Here is a 15,365-nt window from a genome sequence, read left to right on the forward strand (position 1 = left end):
ACGATCCGCGATTCTAGAGCATCAGAGTGTGCTGCCGTGAGGGCCGTCCCGCGCGATCCTTTGGCCTCACCTTGCATTGCAGCAACCTTCAGTTGCCAGCCCAACCGGAAGATCGTTAAAAAAACCCTTGCTTTGTATTTTGAACGCATATCATTAGTACACAACAGCATTCCATCCGAATACAAACGTACTATCTTTTCCATCGCTTGGGCGAAATGAGGGAGGAAACTATGAGCGGGGCTGTAGACATCGATGCAGGCGTCCGGCGCGGAGCAGGGTTCGAAGAGCAGACGTATCGGAAGGTGACGCTTCGGCTCATCCCCTTCCTGGTGTTGTGCTATGTGGCGGCATATCTCGACCGGGTAAACGTCGGTTTCGCCAAGCTGCAAATGTTAGGTGATCTTCATTTCAGCGAAACCGCGTACGGGCTGGGGGCAGGCGTATTCTTCATCGGATATTTCCTATTCGAAGTGCCGAGCAACCTCATGTTGCAGCGTGTGGGTGCCCGGGCGTGGATAGCCCGCATTATGGTGACATGGGCACTCGTCTCCGGGGCCTTCTTCTTCGTGCAGACGACAACCGAGTACTACGTGTTGCGGTTCTTTCTCGGCGCTGCGGAAGCTGGCTTTTATCCTGGAATCGTGTTGTATCTGATGCAGTGGTACCCGGCGCATCGGCGCTCGCACGTCCTGGCCATTTTCATGGTCGGTATTCCGTTGGCCGGTATCGTTGGGGGCCCGCTCTCAGGTTTCCTGCTGGAAGCTTTCAAAGGCGTGCACGGATATGCGGGTTGGCGCTGGCTGTTTTTGATCGAAGCTGCTCCATCTCTCGTTCTTGGTGTGGCCGCATTCTTCTATCTGGCCAATCGCCCTGGAGACGCGAAATGGCTCACAGTTGAGGAGGCCGAGCTTCTGACGAACGCGCTGGATGGTACGAGCGCGCACCAGACGCGTGTTGCAAGTACGGTTGGACAGGTATTTTGCGACGCCCGCATCTTGCTGATGGCATTGATTTACTTCTGCGTGATCATGGGGCAGTACGGGCTGACCTTCTGGATGCCAACGTTGATTCGCGGATCGGGCGTACGGGACCCGATCATGATTGGCCTGCTTTCCGCAATTCCGTTTGTCGTCGGCGCAGTGAGCATGATTTCGTTCGGCAAGAACTCTGACCGCACGGGTGAGCGCCGATGGCACCTCATCATTCCGATGTCGATGGGCGCGATCGGTTATCTGATCACAGTGTGGGCAGGGTCCAACGTGCCACTGTCGATGCTCGGGTTGTCGTTGGCAGCCGCAGGAGTACTAACACCGGGGCCGCTTTTCTGGGCCCTGCCAACGGCAATTTCGAGCGGAACGGGAGCTGCCACCGGTATCGCAGCCATCAACGCGTTCGCGGGGTTGGCTGGCTTCGTGAGCCCTTACCTGATTGGCTGGCTTCGCGATCTCACGCATTCCGCGACGATCGCGATGTACGTGTCCGCCGGCGTCGTGACCTTAGGCGCCGCGATGATCCTGCTGGTTCCGGCGAAGCTCGTGAACCGTTAATTGGTCGCGCTACCTGAGCCGCGACGTTATCAACTCTCTGCTGTTCCGACAGGGGGCACGAGCGCCTCCATAAATCCGCCCCAAGAGCCCCCGACCGTGTGGTCGGGCTTGCTAACTGGCGCGGAGCGCTGTCTCGTCGAACATGAGACGCGGACCATATCGCGCGCGAGCATCCCATCTCTTGTGCGCCGCGCCGCAGTCATTGCATGGCGGCGCACGCACGCGCCGACTTGCAGAAGAGCAACGTGTGAATGGGCACTTAGGGAAGACCATAGGCCTCGATGTATTCAAACGGCTGGCCTAGTAAATACAAGAAGAGTATATTTGCATTCGTACGGTGCGCTGCTGTTCGAGCTGGAGGTGGCGTACCGATGTCTGGCGGGCCATGGTGGACTCAGCCAGGATGGGCCGAGGTGCCAGAGATCTGTGTCGACAGGACCGCGGCCTCAGTGCGATGAAGGGGAAGTCGATGGCGAGTGGGCAAAACTCGTTGCGTTTGATGGTCGAGCACTGGCTCGCTCCCGATCCCGCGATGGGCGTTTGGGTCACGAAGTTCATAAACAGGCGATCCAAACGTGAATGCTATGTATGCGTTGAGACACTACGGACGGACGGTCCCGTTGCCATCTTCTTTTTTCGTCACCAAGACGGAGCATGGCACGTTTTCCCGCCGGCTCCGGAGCGACTTGCAATGCTAGCGGTTTAAATATCGACGAACTTCCAACTTGTCACAGAGTGGTGGCGACGGGCCGATTTCTGTTGCCGAGGCGGAGGCCTCCTCGTGCGGTCAACTGGATCCAGGGAACAAATGAGCATGCTCAGACGACGCGTTGCAAGGTGTCGGCATGTCACTTTCCTCCCAGAGCAGACGGTTTCGACTATGGGGGAACATGGCCACATCATCGCAGCGATCCAGTGGCAGGTTCACAAGCGCGCAGCGCTGCTCCATCGGCGCACACGAGCTTTTAGGCAGTGACATTGTCGGCTTGATTGCACGCTTACCCAACTTTCAGAAATTGGTTCAGTAGACAGACGAAGACGAAAATCATGCCGCTTGAGAATATTCTTCCCGAGGCCAAAAACGGTCACCATGTGTTTTACGATGGCCGCTTCCAAGAGATCATCGGATCGGGGCGATTGCCTGTGCGCAGCCCCGCGAGCAACGAGGTAATCGCCTATATGGCGATTGCCGAAGTGGATGATGTTGCGAAAGCGACCCGTGCCGCCGCTGCGGCGCAGGAGGGGTGGGCCACCCTCGACGCGCTGGATCGCGCTCGCCTCCTTCGAAGTCTCGCCGAACTGGTTCGCCGCAGAATCAAGGATCTGGCAAGTTGGGAATCTGCGATCACGGGTCGTCCACTGCGCGAAATGCAGGCGCAGATGTCACGGATTCCCGAGTGGATCGAGTACTTTGCCGGTATTGCACCCGGCCTCGAAGGCGAGTCAAATCGGTTGCGCGGTGGATTTGCCTCCACGACGAGTTGGCAACCGTACGGCGTTTGTGCACTGCTGACTCCGTGGAATCATCCCGTTCTGATCCTCGTTAAGAAAATGGCGGCGGCGCTGGCTGTGGGCAACACCGTCGTGATCAAACCATCGGAACTCGCACCCTGCACGGCTCTTGTCCTCGCGGCATGGTGTACGGAAGCTGGCATTCCTCCCGGCGTCGTCAATGTTGTGACAGGCGAGGGCGCAACTGGCGCAGCGCTGTGTGCGGCGTCAGAGGTAAGACGGATTGACCTCACGGGCGGAACGGCCACAGGCCGTCGTGTTGCTGCCGCGGCGGCTGAGCGTCTGGTTCCCTGCACCCTGGAGTTGGGCGGGAAGACGCCGGTGGTGGTCTTTGAAGACTCCGATATCGAAGAAGCAGCGGCTGGCGCGGTTTTCGCAGCGTTCATCGCAGCCGGGCAAACGTGTGTCTCCGCGAGCCGTTTCCTCGTTCAGCGTAGCATCTATAACAAATTTATCGCCGCGTTCGCTCAGCGAGTCCGCGCGCTGCGCATTGGTGATCCGGCCGACCTCGGCACCGACGTTGGTCCTGTAATTTCGCAGACGTCATTTCGGCAAAGTCAACGATTTATCGCATTGGCTAAGGCGGAGGGTGCACGGCTCGTGATTGGTGGCGAGCCGCTTCTGCTAGATGCTCCATTGAACGCTGGCAACTTCGTTGCACCCACGATTTTTGCGGATGTCAGTCCTTCGATGGAACTCTTTCGTGAGGAAGTTTTCGGTCCGGTGGTGGCTGTCACTCCCTTCGAAGACGAAGCCGATGCGTTGCGACTCGCCAATGATTCACCGTACGCGTTGGGTGCTTCAATCTGGACCCGGGATGTTTCGCGCGCGAATCGGGTTGCCGGCAAGATTAAGGCGGGAATGATCTGGATTAACGACCACCACAAGAACGATCCTCGATCAATATGGGGCGGCTATGGCGATAGCGGCTACGGTTATGAGAATGGCTGGGACGCGTTGAAGTCATACCTGATCAAACGCAACGTGATCGTTTCGACGAACACGAGGTTCGACGATTGGTTCGCGGGCGGCGGTCGCTACGGCTGATCAGTTTGAATTGTACTCGGTTGGTCGCAACCATTTTTCAGCGAGCACTTTCATGAACATCGGTTTTATTGGTATCGGTGCGATGGGCGCAGGAATCGTCCGGAATTTCTTGAAGGCAGGGCACCAGGTCGCCATTTGGGATCGCTTTCAGGAGCCGATGAACGAACTTGCTGAGCTCGGCGCACATGTCGCGGCGAGTCCCGTCGAGGCAGCGCAGGACGCTATCGTCTTTTCGATGCTGGCACACGATGACGCGATCCAAGACACCCTGATCGATAGGGGGTGGCTCGGGGGCGTCAACAAGCCGCTGTTGCACGTCAACATGGCAACGATCTCGGTCCGCTACGCGAGGAAGCTCACAGAACTACACGCTGCCGCCGGTATCGAGTATGTGGGTTCGCCCGTCTTCGGACGGCCAGATGCGGCGGCGGCGCGTACCCTCAATCTCATCGTGGGCGGGACAAAGTCAGCGGTCGAGCGACTCACGCCATTGTTCGACGCAATCAGCAGTAAGGCATGGCATGTGGGCGAGGAACCCTTTCAGGCGAACCTGGTGAAGCTGGCGGGCAACATGATGATCGCCTCGGCGATCGAAGCCATGGCCGAAGCAACGGCCCTCGGTACTGCGCATGGCGTGGATCGCAACGTCATGCTCGACGTTTACCTCGAGGCGCTTTTCCCTTGCGCCGTCTACCGCGGCTACGGCTCGTTCATCCGCAAGCGCGAATACGAACCGGTGGGCTTCAAGCTGCCGCTCGGTTCCAAGGATATTCGTCTCGCCCTGGAGGCGGGCGAGTCAGCGCGCGTGCCGCTTCCCTTAGCAGGTGTCGTTCGGGACAGCTTGCTTCAGGCCCTCGCCAACGGCTATGAGCAGAGCGACTGGTCGTCGCTAGCTGAAGCGTCGTATATGCGAGCTGGACTGCGCCCGAACAAATGAAATTCCTAAACGGAGGACCACGCTGTCTTCCGATACCTCAACCTCATCACTATCGCTGGAAGAAATCATGGATTTGCAACTATCGGGAAAAAAAGTTCTTATCACCGGCGCCTCGCAGGGTATCGGTGAGGGCTTGGCCTACTCGTTCGCGCAGGAAGGCTGCGACCTTCATCTGACGGCCCGTTCGCAGGAAAAGCTAAACGAAATCGCGTTAAACATACGCGAAGACTTCAAGGTCGAGGTAAGCGTCACGGCGGTCGACATGACGCAAACGGGCGCTTGCGAGCGCATCGCGGAGGAAGCGGGCGATATCGACATTCTTGTCAACAATGCCGGCGTGATTCCTAGCGGTACCCTCTTTGACATCGACGCGCAGAAATGGCGTGACGGCTGGGCACTGAAGGGCTTCGGCTATGCTGACATGATCCGCCTCATCTACCCGAAGATGAAGCAGCGCGGTGGCGGCGTGATTCTTAACAACATCGGCAATGGCGGCGAAATCTGCGACCCGAACTACATCGAAGGTGCTGCGGGCAACGCATCGATCATGGCGATGACGCGTGCAATCGGCGGCCGCAGCCTCGATGACAACATTCGCGTTGTCGGTGTGAACCCCGGTCCGGTCGACACGACGCGCATCTACAACATGCTGAAAAAATTCGCCGAGAACAAGCTCGGCAGCGCCGAGCGTTATGACGAGCTGCTCGAAAAGTACCCGCTAAAGCGACCGGCGAAGGTCCACGAAATTACCGACCTCTTCTTGTTTCTCGCGTCGTTTCGATCAGGCTATACGTCGGGTACCGTGTTCACAGTCGACGGCGGCATTGCGTCGCGCCGCACGGTGGTGTAACCGAACCGCATCCACTGAAACCAAAATTTGTAGTTCGTTAAGAACGAATTATTTTTCTGCTGGACAACGTGTAGGTCGATATATCGCCCCAGCAGTGGCTGGGCCCTGGTCGCCCCGCGGCCGGAGTCTCTGAAGGATCAATCATGAAGAACTTTGAAATTCGCAACCTCTATTTCGACAAGCTATGCAATACGCCGGGGCTTATGTGGCTCGGCCAGAACACTAACCACTATGAGCCGCACGAGTCGGTCCGCGAAGCCGTAATCAAGGCGATGGAGAGCGGCGAATATCACGCTTACGCCCCCCCCGCCGGCTTCGAAGAGCTGCGCAAACTGATCCGCGAAGACATGGGTATTCCCGATGCATCGGTGTTGGTGACGGACGGGGCCGTCGAGGCGCTCTATAACGTGTGCGCGAACATCTGCGAATCTGGTACGGACTTCGTTACGACGGACCCGAGTTGGGCATGGCCGATGGCGTTCGCCCGCAGGGCGGGTTCGAACGTGGTGGAACTGCCTATCTACAATGCCGAGCAGGGTTACAAGCTGACTGTCGAGCAACTGCGAAAGGCGGTGTCGGACAAGACGCGGGTGATCTATCTTGTCGATCCGAACAACCCGCTCGGCACGTGCCATACCGAAGACGAGATTCGCGCGATCGCAGATATCGCACGGTCGGTCGGCGCATACCTGATCCACGACGCGACTTACTGCCACTTCGCCGAAAAATTCACACCGGCATACAAGTTCTACCCTGAAAAGACGATCGTCACCTACAGCTTCTCGAAGTGGCTCGGCCTTGCCGGCATGCGTCTTGGAGCCGTTCTGGCTAGCCCCGACATCATCGAGAAGCTCGCGACGGCATCGCCAAACAACCTCGGCAGTAATGTGCTGTCGCAGCGCGCTGCGATCGCTGGCCTCAAGACGAAGTCGCAATGGTTTCCGGAAATCTGGGGACGTCAGCGTCGTAATCAGTCGGTGGTCGCAGAAACTGCAAAGGCGATCGAAGGGCTCGCAATACCGGTCTTTCCATCAAACGCTAACCTGCTCGTGATCGAGACCATCGATGCGGGCGTCAATCCGGAAGCGCTGGTGGCAGCCTATCAGGAAAAGGGTGTGATGATCCGTCAGGGCACATATCACACGAAACGCTTCGGTGAGCGCTTCGTGAAGGTGAGCTTGACGGTCCCGGAGCTATGGGCTGATCGGTTTTGCGACCTGCTGCCGGTCATGGTGGAACGCGCTCGCAAGATCGAAGTTCCGCCGAGCTTGTTCTGATCGGGGGAAGCGATGCCGTACATCAAGACATCCGACGGGATCAACCTCTACTACGAGGAAGCAGGCGAAGGCGATCCCATCGTCTTCGTGCATGAGTTCGGTGGGGATATGCGCGGCTGGGAGCCGCAGATGCGCTACTTCTCACGACGCAATCGGTGCATCGCCTTCAACGCAAGAGGCTATCCTCCATCCGATGTACCTGAATCGCTCGATGCATACAGCCAGGAGCGCGCAGCACTCGACATCGGATGCGTGCTCGATGAACTCGGTGTGCAGAAAGCGCATATCGTCGGTTTGTCGATGGGAGGCTTCGCCACACTGCACTTCGGTCTGCTGCGTCCTTCGCGCGCGCTGTCGCTCGTTGTCGCGGGAGCCGGTTATGGCGCGGAAAAGCAGCACGAGGCGTACTTTCGGGGCGTCTCAAACGAGGTGGCGAACCAGTTTTTGGCACAGGGCTCTGAGCAGTACTCGAAAACGTACGGTCTGGCGGCGTCACGCATCGCTTTTCTGGTGAAGGATCCGCGTGGCTGGGCGGAGTTTCAAGCCCACCTTGGCGAGCACTCCGCTGTGGGCGCAGCGATGACGATGCGTGGGGTGCAGGCGCGTCGACCGTCGCTCTATGACCTCGAAGACCGGCTGAAGGACATGCAGGTTCCGACCTTGGTGATTGTGGGCGATGAGGATGACCACTGCCTGCAGCCGGGAATCTTTCTGAAACGGACGATTCCTGCTTCGGGCCTCGCCGTCCTGCCTAAGGCTGGGCATACGTTGAACCTGGAAGAGCCGGCCCTCTTCAATCAACTGGTCGCAGAGTTCCACGCGACGGTTGGGCAAGGGCGGTGGCTGCCGCGGGATCCGCGAGCCGTGCCAACTCAGATCATGAAGACATCATGAGCAACCCATTTTCCGACAACGTTTCGAAGGAGCGACTGTGGGAGCGCCATCAAGCGCTTGCGCGTATTGGCGCCACAGTCACCGGCGGTGTCAATCGTCTAGCGTTGTCCGACGAAGACTTTGCCGCGTGTCGACGTTTGATCGAATGGGGAAGATCATTCGGAATGCTCGAGTCGCGAGACGAGGTTGGTAACTTGTTTTTGCGGCTCTGCGGCACTGACTCATCTGCTGCTCCGGTCGTCTCGGGCTCTCACCTGGACAGCCAGCCGACCGGCGGAAAGTATGATGGTGTGTATGGCGTCCTGGCAGCACTCGAAGCATGCGAATCGATTGCGGCGTCGCGTGTTCCCCTGAGGCGCTCCATCGACGTCGTCGCGTGGATGAACGAGGAAGGCTCCCGTTTTGCGCCTGGCATGATGGGTTCGGCGGTGTTCGCTGGCGCCCGTAGCCTGGCCGAGGTCAAGGCGGTGAAGGACGCCACGGGCGTCTCAGTCGCGGAGGCGCTCGATAAGGCCGCCACCGCGCTCGCTGACGTACCCCTGCGCGCACTGGGCGGCGTGCCGTTCGCCTATGTGGAGGCGCATATCGAGCAGGGGCCTGTGCTGGAACGTCTCGGAAAGACTATTGGCGTGGTCAGCGGCATCCAGGGCAAGCGTACGTTTCGCGTCGTCGTAGAAGGCGAAGCGGCCCATGCTGGCACCTCCTTGCGAAGCGAAAGAAAAGATGCGCTGCTTGCGGCTACGGCTATGGTCGGTGCACTGATCGAGCATATTCACGACGACGAAGATGTCGTGAAGTTCACCATCGGGCAGTTTACTGTAACGCCGAACGCACCCTCGGTGGTTCCGAGTGGCGTGACATTCTCCATCGATCTCCGTCACCCTGACTCGGACGTGCTAAGGAAACTGGGGGACGCCATTGACGGTATCTGCCAGCAGAATGCGGCTCCCTGCCGCGTCGACGTGAAGGAGCTGTCGACGGCCATGTCGCTCGACTTTCCCGATCACATGCGGCAGCGCATCGACTCAGCTGCGGCCCGCATCGGAATCAGCAAATTCGAGCTCTACTCCGCAGCGGGGCATGACGCGAGATACCTCCACGGTGTCTGTCCATCAGGGATGGTCTTTATACCGTGCCATCTTGGCATTACGCACAACGAGGCAGAGTCGATTACTCCCGACGATGCGTTCGCTGGGGCACGGGTGTTGGCAGAAGTGCTGAGTGAACTGGCACAGCTCGAGAGCTGACATCGTGTGCTGCCGGATGTCATACATCGTCGGTGCTTTTGGGTGTTGCCCGAGCGCGGAGACGGCGAGGGTGTCGTCTATCTCGAACCTGCGTTGCAACCACAAAAAAAGAAAATGAATTGTTCTTGAAGAGTTGATCCCTTCATACGGTCTGGAAACTCATGAATATCCGGACGATTTTCTTAGGAGGAGCTCATGCAAATTGGCGTACCCGCCGAGACGGTAGCGGGCGAGTCGCGCGTTGCCGTCACACCGGAAACTGCGAAGAAACTCGTTGCGCTTGGACACTCTGTTCTTGTGCAGAGCGGGGCAGGATTGGCTGCCGCTGCAGATGATGCGGCCTACGAGGCCGCGGGAGCGCAGATCACTGACGTTGCTGGTGTCTTCGGCTGCGGCCTGATTTTGAAAGTGCGCGCCCCTTCAGCTCGGGAACTGGAAATGATGAGGCCGGGCTCTGCGCTCGTAGGCATGCTCAATCCCTTTGACTCCGCGGGAGTCGGGAAGCTCGCGGCTGCCGGTATTACCGCATTCGCGCTGGAGGCTGTGCCACGGACGACGCGCGCCCAGAGCATGGACGTTCTCTCGAGCCAGGCGAACATTGCAGGCTACAAGGCAGTCATGATCGCTGCCGACAGATACCAGCGGTTCTTTCCGATGCTGATGACTGCCGCCGGAACGGTGAAGGCGGCGCGTGTGGTCATTCTCGGTGTTGGTGTTGCTGGCCTGCAGGCGATTGCAACGGCGAAGCGACTTGGCGCGTCGATCGAGGCTTCCGACGTTCGGCCTTCGGTGAAGGAGCAAGCGGAATCGCTGGGCGCGAAGTTCATCGATGTTCCCTACGAAACGGATGAAGAGCGGGAAATTGCGGAGGGCGTCGGCGGCTATGCGCGTCCGATGCCGCAGAGCTGGCTTGATCGTCAAAAGGCGGCTGTTGCCAAACGCGTCGCTCAGGCAGATATCGCGATTACTACTGCGCTAATTCCGGGACGCGCGGCGCCCACGCTCATCACTGAGGAAATGGTTCGTTCCATGAAGCCAGGTTCGGTGATCGTCGACCTCGCTGCTGGAAAGGGACCAGATGGCGCCGGTGGCAACTGCCCGCTCACCGAAGCGGACCGCACGGTGGTGAAGCATGGCGTAACACTTGTCGGCGAAACAAACCTTCCTGCGCTGGTTGCTGCCGATGCATCGGCCCTGTACGCAAGGAACGTTCTGGACTTCGTCAAGCTGGTTTTGCCGAAGGATGCCGATGCAATCAGTATCCCCGACGATGACGAAATTGTTGCGGCTTGCCTGATCGCGCCACAGCGTGAAACGGAGGAGATTTGAAGTGGAACTGGTATCGCATCTGATCATCAACATGATTATCCTGGTGCTGGCAATCTACGTCGGCTACCACGTCGTGTGGAATGTCACCCCGGCACTCCACACGCCGCTGATGGCGGTAACAAACGCTGTATCAGCAATCGTCATCGTGGGTGCAATGTTCGCGGCAGCTCTGACCGTCACTCCGCTTGGCAAAACGATGGGCGTGCTCGCAGTGGCTTTGGCATCGGTGAACATGTTCGGTGGATTCCTCGTAACTCGGCGCATGCTCGAGATGTTTAAGAAGAAAGAGCGAAAGACGGTAACGAGAGAAGAGGAGAACTAAGAGATGTCAATGAACCTTGTCACATTGCTCTACCTTTTGGCCAGCGTTTGCCTCATCCATGCCCTCAAAGGTCTGTCGCATCCCAGAACATCGGTACGCGGGAATCTCTTCGGCATGGCAGGCATGGCAATCGCAGTCGTCACGACGGCTGCCCTGATAACGTCGATCGCTGGCTCAGCACTGGGACTAGGGTGGGTAATGATCGGCATGCTTGTCGGGGGCGGGATCGGCTCCGTTATTGCATATCGTGTCGAGATGACGAAAATGCCGGAACTCGTTGCATTCATGCACAGCATGATCGGACTTGTAGCGGTATTCATTGCTGTGGCCGCGACCGAAGAGCCTTGGGCGTTTCAGATCACTGCACACGGGGCACCGATTCCTGGCGGAAACCGAGTGGAGTTGGCGATCGGGGCATTCATCGGTGCTGCCACGTTCACCGGTTCGATCATCGCATTTGGAAAACTCTCCGGAAAATTTAGATCTCGGCTTTTTCAAGGTGCGCCGGTGCAATTTAACGGGCAGCATACGCTCAATCTACTCCTTGGCCTCATCTCGATAGCTTTTGTCGTCAGTTTTTGGGACACGCAAAGTTGGGCGGATATTTTTCTTGTGATCAGTCTTGGCTTGCTGATGGGCGTAATGTTGATCATCCCCATCGGCGGGGCAGATATGCCCGTTGTTGTGTCAATGTTGAATAGCTATTCGGGCTGGGCGGCCGTCGGCATTGGCTTCTCGCTCAACAATAGCATGCTCATCATTGCCGGCTCGCTTGTGGGAAGCTCCGGTGCGATCCTCTCCTACATTATGTGTAGGGCCATGAATCGTTCGTTTGTTAGTGTGATTCTTGGTGGCCTAGGCGGTGGCGGGGGTAGCGATGTTGCTGGCGCGAAAGCTCAACGCAACGTCAAGACCGGGAGCGCAGACGATGCGGCATTCGTGCTGAGCAACGCTGAATCGGTGATCATTGTTCCAGGCTACGGTCTGGCGGTTGCACGGGCGCAGCATGCCGTCAAGGAACTAGCGCAAAAGCTTGTCTCGATGGGCGTTCAGGTCAAGTACGCCATTCACCCGGTTGCAGGGCGGATGCCTGGGCATATGAACGTGCTGCTTGCAGAAGCAGAAGTGCCATACGATCAGGTCTTCGAGATGGAAGACATCAACAGCGAGTTCGCCCAAGCAGATGTCGCGATCGTTCTTGGCGCGAATGATGTCGTGAACCCCGCGGCATATACCAAAGGAAGCCCGATCTTCGGGATGCCGATCCTCGAGGCGTTCAAGGCGAAAACTGTGATCGTCAACAAGCGCTCGCTCGCGTCGGGTTATGCCGGCCTCGACAACGAGCTCTTCTACATGGAAAAGACGATGATGGTCTTTGGGGATGCCAAGAAGGTTGTCGAGGACATGGGTAAGACGCTCGATTGAAGTGGCGAACCGGCTGCGCGGAGCGACCAGATCCCGAATTCCCATTCAGTAATGCGGTTTTGCGACGGCATGCCGATCAATCAGGCAGGCTCATACCCAACTGTTATCAAGAGCAACTCTAAGCATGCAATTCTGGCGCAAACTTTCTATTCAGAACAAGCTGGTTGTCAGCATGGCGAGTTGTCTGCTCGTATTCGTCGCTATTTCGAGCGGCCTGAGCGTCTGTTTGATCAGCGGTGCGGTACGCGATCGCGTAATTCGCGAGGAATTGCCCAGTGCCGTCAATGGCATTCGCTCTGACGTACAGCGTCAGATGGCCGGGCCGATCGCGGCAGTGCGTACTTTGGCGCGCGATGCGTTCCTGCTTCAATGGGAAGCCGACGGGGAACCCAACGCCGGCGCACGCAACTGGATCGAACTCGCGCGGAATGTGAAGGACGAGCAGAAGGCGACATCCGTGGGCTGGGCGTCGGTGAAGAGCGGCAACTACTACAACGAGGCCGGCCTGCAGCAGAAGCTTACCGATAAAGATCAGTGGCTGCCGCGCTTCCTATCGTCCCGCAAGCCATTCGAAGTGAACATGGATCACGAGGGGACTGTCGACCTCATGTTCATCAACAGTCGCGTCGAGCTTAACGGCACGCCCATCGGCGCCGCCAGTATTGCCTTTTCCGCGGAGGAGCTGGCGAAGGCGATCAAGGGCTATGGAATCGGCGAAACCGGATTGGCGTATCTCGTGCGTTCAGACGGGACGATTATCATGCACCGTGAAACTTCGCTAATGGACGGCAAGCATTTCCTGAAGGATGAGCGAGGGCTGCCCCACGATGTGTCGTCGGTGCTTCTGGCCGGCAAGCCCTATGCGTACCTGAGCTATGTGGGCGACCGCGGATCCCGCTTCATCGCGACGTCGTTCGTTCCTGAGCTGGATTCGTATGTGGTGGTTGAGGTGCCGCAGGCTGAATTGCTCGGGCCGGTGACGCGGGCGATCCTGAGTGCGACGTTGGTAGCGGCGGTGGCGGGAGTGAGTGTCTCGCTGATCGTGATCTGGCTGGTCGGGCGCGCGGTGGCCGCGCCGATCCGGCGCGCGGCGATGCTGCTGTCGGAGATCGCCAGCGGGCAGGGCGACTTGACGCGCCGCATGACAGTTGATAGCCAGGACGAGATCGGGCAGTTGTCCGAAGCATTCAACCGATTCGTATCGTCGTTGTCCAGGCTCGTGCACCGGATTCGCGCGTCTTCTGCGGCGATCGCGACAGGGGCGACGCAGATCGCGTCGGGCAATGCGGACCTCAGCCAACGGACGGAAGAGCAGTCAAGCAATCTCGAGCGGACCGCGTCGTCGATGGAGCAGATCACGGCGGTCGTGCGAAACAATACCGAGAGGGCTACGACCGCCGCCGAGTCGATCAGCGGCGCGTCGGATGCTGCGGAGCGTGGTGGACAGATTGTCGGCGATGTCGTTAGCACGATGGAGCAGATCAGCGCGGCGTCGCAGCGGATCTCTGAGATCATCGCCATGATGGACAGTATTTCGTTTCAGACAAACATTCTCGCATTGAATGCGGCGGTGGAAGCGGCCAGGGCCGGGGAGCAGGGGCGGGGGTTCGCTGTCGTTGCGGCGGAGGTGCGAAATCTGGCGCAACGAAGTGCACAGGCGGCCAAGGAGATCAAGACACTAATCGAGCACAGCGCGGGAACAGTGAGCGACGGATCGGTGCTCGTCAGCGAGGCCGGCAAGGTGATGGGTGACGTTGTTGCGCAAGTGCAAGGCGTGAGTGCGATGATGCGCGAGATTGCCGAGGCGAGCCTAGAGCAGAGCGCGGGCATCGATCAAATCCAATATGCCGTGCAGTCGCTGGATCAGACAACCCAGCAAAATGCAGCTTTGGTGGAAGAAAGCGCGGCGGCTGCGGATAGTTTGAAACAGCAGGCGGCGGAACTGACGAGACTGGTTTCGGCGTTCAAAGTCGACGATCGCGTTTAGGCAACGTTTTGTGCGGATGCCTACGGCTTCATCGGCAGCATAACCTCATTCGCCAGCGAAAACGAATTGGGCCGACTGCAGTGTTCGCGATTGAAGGAGTGCCGGGCACACGTGTGCCCGGCACTTCTCATACTTTCCTTAATTGCGAGGTAGCCTGGCCGGCCTACGGCGTATTGTAGAGAGCCGTATCAATGATTCGCAGCGAGTAACTACCGGAGCGAGAGGGATGCCGCGGCCATCGACGCGACAGTGCAGGCAGGAAGGACTGCGGTGTCGACTTCGAGCCGTTCATTAGTAACCCGGTTAGAACCGACCACGCAGACGCTTCCGGTTCGAAGTCCGAAGAGCGAGCCGAGTACGAAGAGCGTCGCCGCTTCCATTTCAAACGTCGCAACCTTTCGGGACCGTAGATACTCTGCAGGGCCTGTGAGGTCAGTCATCGAATGTCCACCTGGCAGGGGATTGCCTTGCCCGCCATAAAAGGAATCCACGCTAGCCGTCATGCCCACGTGGTATTTGATGCCAAGCTCATTGCACGCTGCGATGAGCGCGTTCGTAACCTGGAGATCGGCAACCGAAGGAAAATCGCGGTTGACGTACGCGTCGACTGTACCGGTAAGTCTGACTGCGGAGTGCTGAATGACTAAGTCCCCCGGCCTGATATGTTCTTGGAGGGCCGCGCAGGTGCCGACCCTGATGAACGTATCTGGACCAGCCTCAGCAAGCTCTAGCACCGCAATTTCCGTGGAGGGGCCACCGATGCCGGTCGAACACGCGGCGACGGATATGCCGCCGATGGCACCAACGCCGAGTCGATATTCGCGAACGAAAGAGACGTCCTCGTACCTATCCCATGTACTGCCGATTACTGGAACTCGCGCTGGATCGCCTGGTAGTAATACGCAGCGCGGTAGTGCTGTCGCACCGATCTCGACGTGTCGCTTCTTGCGACCGATAACAGATTCGGTTTCGTTCATATATGCCTCTGTTT

The 15,365-nt window shown here is 58.3% G+C and carries 12 protein-coding genes; 11 read left to right on the plus strand and 1 reads right to left on the minus strand.

The window, feature by feature from the left end; genetic code table 11:
- Nucleotides 1–230: 230 nt before the first annotated feature.
- From C9I57_RS19945 to C9I57_RS20000, 11 genes are all read left to right on the plus strand, one after another.
- Nucleotides 231–1,547 (plus strand): MFS transporter, encoded by a 1,317-nt coding sequence (locus C9I57_RS19945; RefSeq protein ID WP_107152372.1) that lies wholly within the window; start codon nt 231–233, stop codon nt 1,545–1,547.
- Nucleotides 1,548–2,594: 1,047 nt separating this feature from the next.
- On the plus strand, nt 2,595–4,106 hold the full coding sequence (locus C9I57_RS19955; protein WP_107152373.1) for an aldehyde dehydrogenase family protein: 1,512 nt from the start codon (nt 2,595–2,597) through the stop codon (nt 4,104–4,106).
- Nucleotides 4,107–4,158: 52 nt separating this feature from the next.
- Nucleotides 4,159–5,043: an NAD(P)-dependent oxidoreductase gene (locus tag C9I57_RS19960; protein WP_107152374.1), complete on the plus strand. Its 885-nt coding sequence runs from the start codon at nt 4,159–4,161 to the stop codon at nt 5,041–5,043.
- A gap of 67 nt (nt 5,044–5,110) precedes the next feature.
- Nucleotides 5,111–5,893, plus strand: coding sequence for an SDR family oxidoreductase (locus C9I57_RS19965; RefSeq protein ID WP_102607051.1), 783 nt, complete (start codon nt 5,111–5,113; stop codon nt 5,891–5,893).
- Between the two features lie 143 nt (nt 5,894–6,036).
- Nucleotides 6,037–7,170 (plus strand): pyridoxal phosphate-dependent aminotransferase, encoded by a 1,134-nt coding sequence (locus tag C9I57_RS19970; protein ID WP_107152375.1) that lies wholly within the window; start codon nt 6,037–6,039, stop codon nt 7,168–7,170.
- Nucleotides 7,171–7,182: 12 nt separating this feature from the next.
- Nucleotides 7,183–8,064, plus strand: coding sequence for an alpha/beta fold hydrolase (locus C9I57_RS19975; RefSeq protein WP_107152376.1), 882 nt, complete (start codon nt 7,183–7,185; stop codon nt 8,062–8,064).
- On the plus strand, nt 8,061–9,311 hold the full coding sequence (locus C9I57_RS19980; protein ID WP_107152377.1) for a M20 family metallo-hydrolase: 1,251 nt from the start codon (nt 8,061–8,063) through the stop codon (nt 9,309–9,311). The genes C9I57_RS19975 and C9I57_RS19980 overlap by 4 nt, the downstream gene beginning before the upstream one ends.
- A 195-nt stretch (nt 9,312–9,506) precedes the next feature.
- On the plus strand, nt 9,507–10,640 hold the full coding sequence (locus C9I57_RS19985) for a Re/Si-specific NAD(P)(+) transhydrogenase subunit alpha (protein ID WP_107152378.1): 1,134 nt from the start codon (nt 9,507–9,509) through the stop codon (nt 10,638–10,640).
- A gap of 1 nt (nt 10,641) precedes the next feature.
- Nucleotides 10,642–10,962 (plus strand): NAD(P) transhydrogenase subunit alpha, encoded by a 321-nt coding sequence (locus tag C9I57_RS19990; protein WP_219909897.1) that lies wholly within the window; start codon nt 10,642–10,644, stop codon nt 10,960–10,962.
- 3 nt (nt 10,963–10,965) lie between these two features.
- Nucleotides 10,966–12,387: an NAD(P)(+) transhydrogenase (Re/Si-specific) subunit beta gene (locus tag C9I57_RS19995; protein WP_107152380.1), complete on the plus strand. Its 1,422-nt coding sequence runs from the start codon at nt 10,966–10,968 to the stop codon at nt 12,385–12,387.
- Nucleotides 12,388–12,511: 124 nt separating this feature from the next.
- Nucleotides 12,512–14,374, plus strand: coding sequence for a methyl-accepting chemotaxis protein (locus C9I57_RS20000; RefSeq protein WP_107152381.1), 1,863 nt, complete (start codon nt 12,512–12,514; stop codon nt 14,372–14,374).
- A 209-nt stretch (nt 14,375–14,583) separates the two neighbouring features.
- On the opposite strand, the gene C9I57_RS20005 is transcribed toward C9I57_RS20000, so the two are convergent.
- Nucleotides 14,584–15,351 (minus strand): nucleoside phosphorylase, encoded by a 768-nt coding sequence (locus C9I57_RS20005; protein ID WP_102607043.1) that lies wholly within the window; start codon nt 15,349–15,351, stop codon nt 14,584–14,586.
- Nucleotides 15,352–15,365 lie beyond the last annotated feature (14 nt).

Origin of the sequence: Trinickia symbiotica, from assembly GCF_003028655.1 — a bacterium.
Taxonomy (GTDB): Bacteria; Pseudomonadota; Gammaproteobacteria; order Burkholderiales; family Burkholderiaceae; genus Trinickia; species Trinickia symbiotica_A.